This window comes from candidate division KSB1 bacterium (assembly GCA_022566355.1).
Classification (GTDB): domain Bacteria; phylum Zhuqueibacterota; class JdFR-76; order JdFR-76; family DREG01; genus JADFJB01.
In genome coordinates this window covers 1-11,338 of the sequence record JADFJB010000141.1, presented here as the reverse complement: position 1 = coordinate 11,338, position 11,338 = coordinate 1, and the positions used below count along the sequence as shown (strand labels likewise).

At 39.6% G+C, this 11,338-nt stretch carries 10 protein-coding genes; 4 read left to right on the top strand and 6 right to left on the bottom strand.

Going from position 1 to position 11,338, the window contains the following annotated elements; genetic code table 11:
* Nucleotides 1–1,084 (top strand): DUF4331 family protein (locus tag IIC38_18115; GenBank protein MCH8127843.1); only part of this gene is annotated, 1,084 nt, incomplete at its 5' end.
* A gap of 76 nt (nucleotides 1,085–1,160) precedes the next feature.
* Nucleotides 1,161–2,450 carry a tetratricopeptide repeat protein gene (locus tag IIC38_18110; protein MCH8127842.1) on the top strand — a complete coding sequence of 430 codons (1,290 nt, stop codon included), beginning with the start codon at nucleotides 1,161–1,163 and terminating at the stop codon, nucleotides 2,448–2,450.
* Nucleotides 2,451–2,614: 164 nt separating this feature from the next.
* Here the strand turns inward: IIC38_18110 and IIC38_18105 are convergent, their stop codons facing one another.
* The 5 genes from IIC38_18105 to IIC38_18085 all read right to left on the bottom strand — a co-directional run bounded on the left by IIC38_18105 (nucleotide 2,615) and on the right by IIC38_18085 (nucleotide 5,820).
* On the bottom strand, nucleotides 2,615–2,887 hold the full coding sequence (locus tag IIC38_18105; GenBank protein MCH8127841.1) for a DUF86 domain-containing protein: 273 nt from the start codon (nucleotides 2,885–2,887) through the stop codon (nucleotides 2,615–2,617).
* Nucleotides 2,877–3,182, bottom strand: coding sequence for a nucleotidyltransferase domain-containing protein (locus tag IIC38_18100; protein ID MCH8127840.1), 306 nt, complete (start codon nucleotides 3,180–3,182; stop codon nucleotides 2,877–2,879). Before IIC38_18100 ends, IIC38_18105 begins: the two co-directional genes overlap by 11 nt.
* Nucleotides 3,183–3,429: 247 nt before the next feature.
* Nucleotides 3,430–3,984 (bottom strand): HEAT repeat domain-containing protein, encoded by a 555-nt coding sequence (locus tag IIC38_18095; GenBank protein ID MCH8127839.1) that lies wholly within the window; start codon nucleotides 3,982–3,984, stop codon nucleotides 3,430–3,432.
* A 172-nt stretch (nucleotides 3,985–4,156) separates the two neighbouring features.
* On the bottom strand, nucleotides 4,157–4,867 hold the full coding sequence (locus tag IIC38_18090; GenBank protein MCH8127838.1) for an HPP family protein: 711 nt from the start codon (nucleotides 4,865–4,867) through the stop codon (nucleotides 4,157–4,159).
* Entirely contained in the window at nucleotides 4,864–5,820 is a 957-nt protein-coding gene (locus tag IIC38_18085) for an HDOD domain-containing protein (GenBank protein MCH8127837.1), read from the bottom strand. Before IIC38_18085 ends, IIC38_18090 begins: the two co-directional genes overlap by 4 nt.
* 395 nt (nucleotides 5,821–6,215) lie before the next feature.
* Between IIC38_18085 and IIC38_18080 the strand changes: the two genes are divergently transcribed.
* Nucleotides 6,216–7,790 (top strand): amidase, encoded by a 1,575-nt coding sequence (locus tag IIC38_18080; GenBank protein ID MCH8127836.1) that lies wholly within the window; start codon nucleotides 6,216–6,218, stop codon nucleotides 7,788–7,790.
* A 67-nt stretch (nucleotides 7,791–7,857) separates the two neighbouring features.
* Here IIC38_18080 and IIC38_18075 read toward each other — a convergent pair whose 3' ends face one another.
* On the bottom strand, nucleotides 7,858–8,934 hold the full coding sequence (locus IIC38_18075; protein MCH8127835.1) for an ankyrin repeat domain-containing protein: 1,077 nt from the start codon (nucleotides 8,932–8,934) through the stop codon (nucleotides 7,858–7,860).
* Between the two features lie 670 nt (nucleotides 8,935–9,604).
* Between IIC38_18075 and IIC38_18070 the strand changes: the two genes are divergently transcribed.
* Nucleotides 9,605–11,065 carry a hypothetical protein gene (locus IIC38_18070; protein ID MCH8127834.1) on the top strand — a complete coding sequence of 487 codons (1,461 nt, stop codon included), beginning with the start codon at nucleotides 9,605–9,607 and terminating at the stop codon, nucleotides 11,063–11,065.
* Nucleotides 11,066–11,338 lie beyond the last annotated feature (273 nt).

The window sequence follows — 11,338 nt, the reverse complement described above, 5'->3', positions numbered from 1 at the left end:
TTTCACCAACCCGGAACTAGCCTTGTATATGGATGATGATCTTTTTGGTGGCGCAGTCCCGGCATTTGCGGCTTTACGAATCCAAACTGCTTCATTGGGAGCCTTCGATTTTACAAATGGGGCCAATGGGCTGTTTGGTTTGCCGGATGATGCATTAGTCGGAACTGCATTACATTCATCATCTTTTGGACCTGTTTTACTGCAGGAAGGTAATCCACGCTCCGTCGATATTTTGCCGATATTTTATACGGGAGTGCCGAATCTTCGACCTTATCAATTGGCGACCGGAAAGGGCGGCGATCCTTTGGCAGCAGGGAAACCGTTTATTAACAATTTTTTGCCAACTCTTGGAGATATGCTGCGCCTGAATATGGCGGTTCCGGCAACTCCCCGGGATAGTGGAGATTTTAGTTCTCTGGGCTTGATTCAAGCTGCGGTTCTTGGCTTGACCGATTCGCGGTTTAACACGACCACCGACCTGGAGTTCATCCCCAATATGGATGGATTTCCCAATGGCAGACGCCTGGAAGATGATGTGACTCGAATCGAATTACAGGCTGTTGCCGGTGTCATTCTCGCTGCTATCGGTTTATGGTATGATGACTATGATCCGGCTACGTCGCCGTCGCCGGTTACCGACGATTTAGTGGCTGTCTTAACCTACCATGCAGGACCCCAACAAAATGATTTGCCGTTTAAGGATTCATTTCCATATGTTGCAGCCCCGCATCGAGGATACGATTACATCAAGCAATTGTCTGCAGAAGATCCGACAACGACGGGTATCTCAGCTTCAGGACTTGGCTATTCAATTCCAAAAGCCTTTTTCCTCGAACAGAATTATCCTAACCCATTTAATCCATCGACTGAAATCCAATATCATGTTTCTAAAGAAAATGAAATCCAACTTAATATTTTCAATTCTCTTGGACAATTGGTGGATACCCTTGTGGATGAAAGGCAAACCCCCGGAACATATACCGTAGCCTGGAATGCGAGAAATATGCCGAGCGGTACCTATTATTTTAGGCTTAAAGTGGGTAATGAAGTGGTTCCAGCCAAAAAAGCACTTTTGTTGAAGTAGTAAATCGGAAAAGGGAGTTCTTCACAGGGCTTCTCACCCTGCTGTTGAACTCCCAATTCGTATTCGGAGAAGTATTATGAGTTCCAAAAAAATATTGGCTATCATTACAGTTATATCATTTTTAGTTTTTGTTTATTATTTAGCCATTGGATCAGCTGAAAAAAAAGTCAAGATCCCAAACCTGGCTATCGGTTTCGACCTTGAAAATGCCACATCGGCCATCCAATCATCGGAGAGAACGATTCAATACTATTTACATGAAATCGAAAAGAATCCGGCAGAGGTTGATCCATACATAGCACTTGCTCAACACTATTTAAAAATTGGCAGAAGTACGGGCCAGGAAATCAAATACATAAGCGAAGCTGAGAAGATGATTAACAATGCAATTGAATTAGATCCCGACAATGCCCTCGCATTAGCTATAAAAGCCACGCTTTATGTAACTAAACATCGATTCAAGGAGGCGATTCCACTGGCAGAAGAAGCTATTCGAATAAATCCATATTTGGCTTATGCTTATGGAATCCTTGTAGATGCTAATGCTGAGCTTGGCAATTATGACAAAGCAGTTGAGTACTGTGATAAAATGATCAGTATTCGACCGGATTTGCGTTCCTACAGCCGGGTTTCTTATTTACGGGAGCTGCACGGAGACCCGGAAGGTGCAATCGATGCGATGAAATTGGCGGCAAGCGCCGGAATGCCTGGCTACGAAAACCGTGCCTGGTCTTTATTTTACCTGGGAGACCTTTTTTTGGACAAAGGAGATTTGGAAACAGCCGAAGCTATCTTTACCGGAGTCTTACAAGAATCCCCTGGTTATGTGCATGCGATGAGTGGACTCGCAGAAATCAAAATGGCACAACAAAACTATGAAGAAGCTGTTTCGCTTTTACTTCATGCATACGAAATAGCTCCGGATCATAATGTTTTGGAATTGCTGACTGCTGTTTACACAGCGGCTGGAAAGAAGGTTCAGGCTGATAAAATAATCAAAAAAGTATTTGAGATATTTAGCAATTATGAAAAGAATGGCTGGAATATCAATTTGGAATATGCAAGATATGGTTCTGTTTACAATGTTAATCTTAAAGAAGCACTTTATCGCATAGAGCGGGAATTAATTCGCAGACCGGGTAATATTGAGGTACTTGAAATCTATGCCTGGGTTTTGTTTAAGAATGGCAGGGCTAAAGAAGCGATGCCAATAATTATGCGTGCTTTGAGGCTGGAGACAAAAGATGCGGAATTGTATTTTCGGGCAGGGCAAATCAGTAAGGCGATAGATCAAATGGATAAATATCAGTATTTTTTAGCTGAAACTATAAAAATTAATCCTGAGTATTTGAAGAATAAAATTTAGGATTGCTAAATAGAAAATGGTAACTGGAAGAATGGTTGATTTAATCACACCGTTTCAAAACAAATATTTTTTGCTTAACGATCTGATTTTTATCGTGGTGATTCAATTTCGAGCAATTTTTCGACTTCAATTTTAAGCTTTGGCAGGTCTCGACTAATTATGCCTCAAATTATAATATTATCGACTTTATCATATCCATGAATGACCAAATTCCTTAAGTCAACTATCCGTCGAGCATTTTTGATAGGAAAACTTGAATCAATCTTTAAAATATTATTTACGGCTTCCCCGATTATTTCAAATTCTCGCTCAACGGCTCTCCTTAACATTTTATTTTTATCGTATTCATAAAAGTCTCGTTTTTCTCCAAGATATTCGAAGATAGAATTTGCCGCTTCTTTTATATCAAAGAGAAATTTTTTAATTTCATCCTTCATAAAGTAGAGTTTTAGTCTGATTTATTTTTTTAATAAAATAAGGATTAGATAGCGAGTTTTCTGTTATCAAATCCACTTTACGCTTGAAAATTTTTTTGAATAACGCATGAAGGCGGAAATAATTATCAGTATATTGTTCGAATGGGATATTCTTGAATTTGATAAGCAGATCAATATCGCTTTTATCAGTAAAATTTTCTGTTGTTATAGAACCGTAGGCATGTAATTTCTCAACGTCATTTTCTTTGCAGCAATTTATTATTTGAGCAAGATTATGTTCTAATAATTTATTCATATAGTGGTCATTATTTGATATTATTTTTTTAATATAATCTTTTTTCCGAAAGTCTCAATTGTTTTATTTTCACAAACCCCTTAGATTCTTACCTACTCAAATATTAAACAACTATGGGAATTTCTCCAAAAATTGAATCTCTATTTATTTACAGATACTGTGTTCACAATTTTTTGAAGATCAAATAAAAAACAGGCTGTCCAAAAATTTAGACAGCCTGTTTGATAATCAATTCATTTTAAAACCATCAACAAGGGGCCGAAACTTTTAATGATTCATAATCGAGAACAATGGCTTGAATGATGTGTCTTAACGATTCATCCTTTTCGAAATCGATGCTTGTCTTCAGAAAACCCATCGCCCATTCGTCTCCTGTTTTGTGAAGCGCGGCCAGGGCCATTTTGCGAAAGTTAATATCTTTTTCATATCGATATACTCTCATCAAAGAAAATATTGCCTCTCTCGCCAGCTTGAGTTTATCGCCATATTGTGTAATTAATTGTACTGCCGACTGCCGGACACCGTAGTTTGATGAAGCTAAATTTCGTTCAAGGTTCTTCCGAAATAATTTTATTGTTTCACTATCTACTTGATCCGCCTTTAATCCCAACTCAACACTATATCGATTAATAAGCTGCAGCGCTGATTCTCTAATGCCGGGATTATCTGAGGAAAGATTCTTTACAAGATTTTCTCGAAAAGAATCAAAATTAACCTTTTTGTCCTGAGCCATTAATTGACTTGCACCAACAAAGGTGAGGCTCACAACAAATAAAGTTAGATATGATATGACGCGTTTCATAACAATACCTCCATATTTGAGGATTAACAATTTTGTGATTTGAATAGAAAATACGATTGATAAAGTCCTGTGTTACAAAAAATATTTTGAAATTAAAATTGGATAATTAATAGGCTGGATTGAAGTTAGATTAGTTTGATTAAAAATGTCGTGGAATTGAAATAAAAACTGCTTATCGTTTATGAAATATACTGGTTGTCAATTGCTCACCCATCCTGGATTTTTTGCTGCTTATGTCCGCCAGCTCTTTATAATCCTGTGCAATCTTTTGATTATATCGCCAATGTGGATATGGAATTCCGCCTAAAATTCGGTTGAAGAGATAAGCTTCTAAAACCAGTAGTATCACCGCGGCAACAAATCCGATTATTTGTGTTGAATTTAGAATGTAACCCATAGATGCGATCAGGGCTGTTGCAGCTGCCGGCGGATGTTCAAATTTAAAAGAGATCATCACGGTTGTTGAAAGCACCATTGCCAAAGCTATAGCTGCAACGTGTAACCAACTCATTACCGTTAGGTCCAGGGTATTTGAATCGAAAAAATAAATCGCCAGGAAATGAATGGAAAGCAAACCCAAAAATAGGCAGACTGTGTGAGCTAGAATGACATGCCTGGGGCTTGCTTGTTCGGACATAGGAGTATAGAACAAGATAAATGCAGACGCGCCAAGGGGTGGGAATAGTAATGGAAACTCAGTAAGAAAAGCGATTGTCGTTATAATTCCTAAAGCCAGTCCTCCACTAATTACCGCAAATAAAATAACCACAACCTGTGGATTTTTCATAGATCGAACCAGGTAACCAGGTTGTAAATGGGTCAAGAGTTTAATGATTCTGAATAGCCGTGTTTGCTGCGGATTATTTGGTTGCGAAGAGTTCATGCTTTTTGCTCTTCACTAACCCAATTTGTACAATTCAATACCAGTTCAAATACATTGAATTTCTGATCCCTCAAATCGAACTGGTCTCTCATTTCAGCAAAACTAAATTGGATATCGGCAACCATATTTCGGAAATAATCTTCTGACATTGCAAAGGAATTCATGATCGTTTCATTCATTAACTGTGCTCTTTTTTCATCGGGTTTAAGTACGCTGGGTAACAAAGAAGCAACGGCTAATGGAAGAGCAATTGAATTTTCCAGACCGAGATTTTGAAGCTCATCAATGGTTAAATTGTGCACGCCAACCAGGCAGACAAATTCATCGGGGAAATCCCAGGATTTTAAAATCCAGGCACCGGCTTGGGCATGATCCCAGCCGAAATCTTTTCGTTCGATTTGAGATAAGCGCTCGCAATTGTCTCGCCATTGTGAAAAAATCGGCGAATAATAATCGCTCCAAACACTTAACAAAACCGGCAGTGCAATATCTGCCAACAGCATTGCAGTAAATACCTCATCTTTCTCACCAGGTCTAAAATAATGTGTTAAAGAACGAGCTAACAATGCACGGGCAAGGGAATCTGCCCAGAAGGCTTCATGATTAAAAAGTTTGTCGGACGGTTTCGGGAGAGATTTCTTCATCGCATAGGAAAGGGCAATCGTTCGAATACTTCGAAGTCCTAGTAAAGGAATTGCCTGTTGGATGCTCTTGATTTGATTGGGCAATCCGAAAAGAGAAGAGTTTACGGTTCTGATTACTTTTGAACTGATTTCCAAATCTGATGATATAATTTTCGTGATTTCTTGCATGTCGGGTTCTGCACGGTTAAATTCCGAGATCAGGCGAGTGGCCACAGCCGGAAGCGGCGGTACTTCAATATTCTTAAACATCGAGGCAAAATTACCGCTTGCTATTGCAGCATGCGATCGAATTTTCTCAAAAATTCCCAACTCAATAATTCCTTGACATGAATTTGTTTTTAGAGCTGTCTAATCATCGACAAGAAATTTACTATTCTAAATCAATTCACCGGATAATACTGAGCAGAATTATTCATATGAATGTATGAAAACAGGAAAGTTCCGGATTTTGGTCAGTTCCTTTTTTATCGATAAGTGGGTTATTCATTGCCAAATCCCGGTTGTCATGAATTGTTCTTCCAACAATTATTCACTTGTAATTAGTGTTTTAAATATTATTTTTGAGTCTATTCTAATAATCGATTCCATCGCTTTTGATAAAATCTAGACACTTAAACAAATACTTATGATAGCGATGGAATCGGTATTTACCTTTTTAGAATGAACTCATTCATGTAAAAATTCTTAGAGAAAGGCAAAAATCCATGAGAAAAAATCAAATTAGAATGATATGGATATCAGTTTTTTTTATTTTGTTTATTGTTATGAAGATTGATCTAATAGCAATTGCACAAAATCAGGAAAAGTTTCAATTGGTCGAAACAACCATTTCCGACATTCATCAAGCTATGCGTTCAGGAAAAATCACCAGCCGTATGCTGGTAGAAGGGTATCTTGAACGGATTAAAAGATACGACCAATCTACTCGCTTAAATGCCATCATAATTATAAACCCAAATGCTCTGGCTGTAGCCGATAAGCTTGATGAGGAGTTTAAACGAACCGGTAAGCTGCGCCCGTTGCACGGGATTCCCATCATCGTCAAAGATAATTATGACACCAAAGATCTGCAGACAACCGGTGGTTCCCTGGCGTTGAAAGGCTCCATTCCTCCAGATGATGCATTCCAGGTTAGAAGAATCCGGGAAGCTGGGGCTATTGTCCTGGCAAAATCGAATATGGCCGAATGGGCTTTCAGCCCTTATGTTACAGTCAGTTCCATTGCCGGCATCACCCGAAATCCGTATGACTTGACACGCGTACCGGCTGGCTCTAGCGGTGGAACTGCTGCGGCTGTGGCGGCAAACCTTGGCGTTGTCGGCTTGGGAACGGATACCGGAAATTCAATTCGGGGGCCATCTTCTCATAATGGCCTGGTTGGCATCCGTTCCACCATGGGTCTGACCAGCCGTGACGGCATCATTCCACTATACCTGCGTAACGACATCGGCGGTCCATTGGCACGGACGGTTGAAGATGCTGTGAGAATTCTGGAAGTGATTGCCGGTTATGATCCGGCGGATCCTATCACCAAGAAAAGTGAAGGCAAAATACCGAAAAATTATACTCAATTCCTCGACAAAAATGGCCTGAAAGGAGCGCGAATCGGCGTCTTTAGAAACTATATGGAACCCGAAACCATCGATCCGCAAGTCAAAGCATTGATGGAAAAGGCGATCGAGGATTTGCGAAAACTGGGAGCCAACATCGTCGATCCGTTTGATATTCCTGAATTCGATACGTTAAGGAAGAACATCTGGTGCGATTTATTCCAGCATGATGTGAATCTTTACCTGGCATCACTAGGAGAAAAGGCTCCCTACAAAACAATCGCTGAGATTGCAGAATCGGGATTGTATTCTCCTTATATCGAAAGAAGATTGAAGCGGGCTCTTGAAGCGAAAACACCGCCTGAAGAGAGAGAGCCACCCTGCCTGGATCTGTATCATGATGAGCGCAACATTGCCTTTCGCGGAGCTATTTTGAAAGCCATGGAACGGGATAAGGTTGATGCAATTGTTTATCCAACCTGGAGGTATCCGCCACGCAAAGTAGGCGATATGGAAAGTCCGGCCGGGGATAACAGCCAATATATGTCGCCCCATACCGGTTTTCCGGCAATCACGGTTCCAATTGGGTTTACCTATGATTCATTGCCGGCGGGAATGACATTTGTCGGCAGGCTTTTTGGTGAGCCTGATTTGATCAAATTTGTTTATGCGTACGAGCAGGGAACAAAACACCGGCGGGCACCTGAAGGATTTGGTGTGTTCAAGTAGGAAGTTAAATCTTTGCTTATTTTATTGCAGACACAAAAAATAACAATAAATTTCATAGCTGTTTAACTTAATACCGATCAAGCAAGCGAGTTATAACCTTGTTTCCTCTTCTTTTAGCCAACATCACAGCTGTGTTGCCAGCTTTATTCATAAAACTAAAATCAGCACCCTTCTCTAATAAGGTTTCTACAATAGCAATATGGTCATTTTTCACTGCGAATATTAAAGCGGTATCGCCATAATTGTTTTTTGCATTCACATCAGCACCTTTGCCCAATAAGAATTCGGTCGCAGAAGCACGGCCCATTTTCGCAGCCACTATTAATGCATTATCACCATCCTTGTTCTTTGCATTGACATCCGCGCCGTATTCGAGCAAGGTTTCGACAATGTTTGTATAGTCATTTCTTGCTGCAAACATCAAGGCAGTATCACCATCAAAATCTTTGATATTTGGATCAGCACCTTTCTCTAACAATATTTTGGAAATAGTGGTGTGGTTTGTACACGCAGCCAACATTAGCGCTGTATCGCCATAGTGATTCTGGGTATTTACATCTGTTTTATACTCTAAAATTGCTTGGAATAACTCCAAGTGGCCTAAGCTGGCTATGGACATTAACACCGTATCACCAAAATTATCTTTTATATTAACATTTGCGCCTTTACCCAACAAGAATTTAAACAGAGCGCTATGTTTTTGGTCAGCTGCCACCATTAATGCCGTATTACCAAATTCATTTTTGGCATTTATGTCTGCACCGTGTTCTAGTAATATTTTTGCGACTTCAGTAACCCCATAGAAGGCTGCCAATATCCAAGGTGTTATACCTTCATTGTTTTTTACATTCACATCAGCACCTTTGTCCAGCAAGGATTGAACCAGTGTGATGTTGTCATTCTGGATCGCCAGCATTAAAGCCGTGTTACCCTTGTGATTTTTGACATTTGGTCTTATCCCCACCGTCAATAATGAATCTACGGCAATAATATTGCCCTGTTTCGCATGTTCAAGAAAGGCTTTTTCAGAAGGAGTGACCTTCATTTTGTCGGTTTCTATACCCACTTTTGTCGCGAATTGACCGCATCCCACGAATGCGATTAATGATAATTGTATTAGAACCAAAAGTTGTTTGTTTATCATGTGTTTTTTCCTAAACATTTTTAACTTCATTCACATTCTAATTATTTATCGGTCTATTTGAGTTTTCTTATAAATAACTTTTGACTAACGCACGGGAATTTCATAATAGAAATAAAGTTAAAATCACAAGTACTTCAAAAATGCTCAACTGTTCATATAGGATTTCATTTAATAGACCAGCATAGTAGGTACTTAAAATGGCCGTGAATGTTAAGTCAGTTTCGTGTGAGCAGGTGTTTTACTTAAGAGGTGAAGTGAAGATATGTAAAGAACGAAATAGAAAGACACATGTCGTTTAACCTGAACTTAACAGGCTGGAGGATAAGGTTGTTATAAATATATCACCCCTTAAGGTTAGAAATCACGACAACAATTGTTGATTGAAGTAAAACTGACTGCGCGGTATTTTTACCCAAAATCTCAATATCAATTATCAGATCTCTGATTCTTATTACAGTTTTCTGATAATATTTCTATATTGTTAATTTGAGATTCAATCTCATTTAATTAATAGAATAAAACGTTAACCTCTTAATTTTATGTGAATTACCTTCCACTTTTTCTGATAGTAACAAGGGTATTATTGTATTGGCATTATAATTGTTTTATTTGATGATGTGCAGTCCGTTTTACCATTAACAAATAATTCACAGAAAGAAGGAGGATACAAATGACTTCCAAATCCGCAAATCGAATGCGAAAATCATTTCTCTATTTGTTTCTTGGATTTTTACCCATAACCGTGTCAGCCCAGGTTATCTCGCTAAAAACAGTGCCGATTGCGACCGGAAACCAGTTTATGATTTTCCCCTCACAAAATCTCGGTTCCGGCGGTATTTCCATTGCCGTGGATGATCTATTCCTTGACCCATTTATCAATCCGGCTAAAGGGAGCAGAATCCTGGGTGCTTACCTGTTTAGCTCGCCAACTTTCTATCGAATTTCAGGCGATTTAGGCGGTGGTAATTCTTTACCATTGGCAGTGTTGTTTGGTTCGGAAAACTATTTCGGCGGACTTGCGGTTTCTATTCAACAACTGCAATCGGCTGATTTGGGTCGTTTCACCAAGTTGTTAAGCCAAAATTCCTTAAATAATTTGTATTTTTATGGGACATATGGAAAAAGGATTGATAAGAATACAGCCATAGGATTAAGCGTATTTCGGGCTGATCTAAACGGCATGGACGGTGTTGACTTGTTATACCCACGCAGCCGGAAAATTGATCAATATGGCAGCCTTACGGATGTCCGGCTGGGGATTGTTTCGGAAACAGATAACGCACGGACTTATGAAGCCATTTTCCTATACAATTATTTTGACATGAACCATGAAGTTACTTATACCGATTGGATTTGGGATTCCAGCGTGGATCACAATGTACGGCAAACATGGGTTGAAGAAAACCGCGATAAGACCAAAATGTGGGGATTTCACCTTGGCTATGTGCAACCTCTATATGAAAGTGATTGGCGCATCGGTGGCATTTTTACATTCAACCGGAAATATCATCCCAAGATACCCAATTATGAGCTGATGAATATTCCAAAAGACCCGGGTAACACCTGGGCATATAATTTTGGCCTGGGAATTTCCCAATCCACAGAGATCGCAACATTCGGGATCGACGTCATTTATGAGCCCATATGGAGCAATACCTGGGCAGATGCCGGGGAATATATGACTTCCCGAAATGGCAATATTATCCCGCCGTGGGGGAAAACAGTTGAAAATGATTTCCGGTTTTCAAATGCCCTGATACGCATGGGGTTTATGAAAAAAGAAACCGACCATACGGCAATCCAGGGAGGTATTGAAGCAAGAATGTTTTCATATCAATTAATACAGAAAAATTATGTTGAAGAATTCCAGCGCATACAAAACGAACACTGGACTGAATGGACCTTAAGCCTGGGTTTTATTTTTGATTTTAAAGAAATACAGATTAGGTATGCAGGTCTTTTAACTATGGGAACGGGGCGACCGGGAATTGAGAATCTCAACTTTCCTGATTCGGGCGTCAGGTCACTTGCAGCAAATGATATCTTGCTGGCGCCGGCTGGATCTCTTACATTGCAGGGAGCGCATGTTTTGACTCACCAAATTACAGTTTCGGTGCCTATTCGGAATTGAGTTGTATGCAAAACTGATCGTTGAGCAGCAGAACGCATGCTCGCCAGGTTTTTCTGGGCAAATGATAATATGAATTGGCAAGTATTGTATAGCTAAGCTATTTTTTATTTTATAATGTGTTATGGCAAGAAGTTTTCCAGTTATTACTAAGTATATAAAAACATAATTACTGTAACGCATTAAAATTGTACTTATCAATATTATTAAACCTCCCCTACCCCCTCCTTAAACAAGGAGGGGAAATTCCTCCCCTTGATAAGGGGAGGTTAGGAG

Bases quoted from the DNA above. Each gene is read 5' to 3' on its own strand.
- IIC38_18080 (MCH8127836.1), top strand. From the start codon at position 6,216: ATGAGAAAAAATCAAATTAGAATGATATGGATATCAGTTTTTTTTATT.
- IIC38_18110 (MCH8127842.1), top strand. From the start codon at position 1,161: ATGAGTTCCAAAAAAATATTGGCTATCATTACAGTTATATCATTTTTA.
- IIC38_18070 (MCH8127834.1), top strand. From the start codon at position 9,605: ATGACTTCCAAATCCGCAAATCGAATGCGAAAATCATTTCTCTATTTG.
- IIC38_18100 (MCH8127840.1), bottom strand. From the start codon at position 3,182: ATGAATAAATTATTAGAACATAATCTTGCTCAAATAATAAATTGCTGC.
- IIC38_18075 (MCH8127835.1), bottom strand. From the start codon at position 8,934: ATGATAAACAAACAACTTTTGGTTCTAATACAATTATCATTAATCGCA.
- IIC38_18105 (MCH8127841.1), bottom strand. From the start codon at position 2,887: ATGAAGGATGAAATTAAAAAATTTCTCTTTGATATAAAAGAAGCGGCA.
- IIC38_18095 (MCH8127839.1), bottom strand. From the start codon at position 3,984: ATGAAACGCGTCATATCATATCTAACTTTATTTGTTGTGAGCCTCACC.
- IIC38_18090 (MCH8127838.1), bottom strand. From the start codon at position 4,867: ATGAACTCTTCGCAACCAAATAATCCGCAGCAAACACGGCTATTCAGA.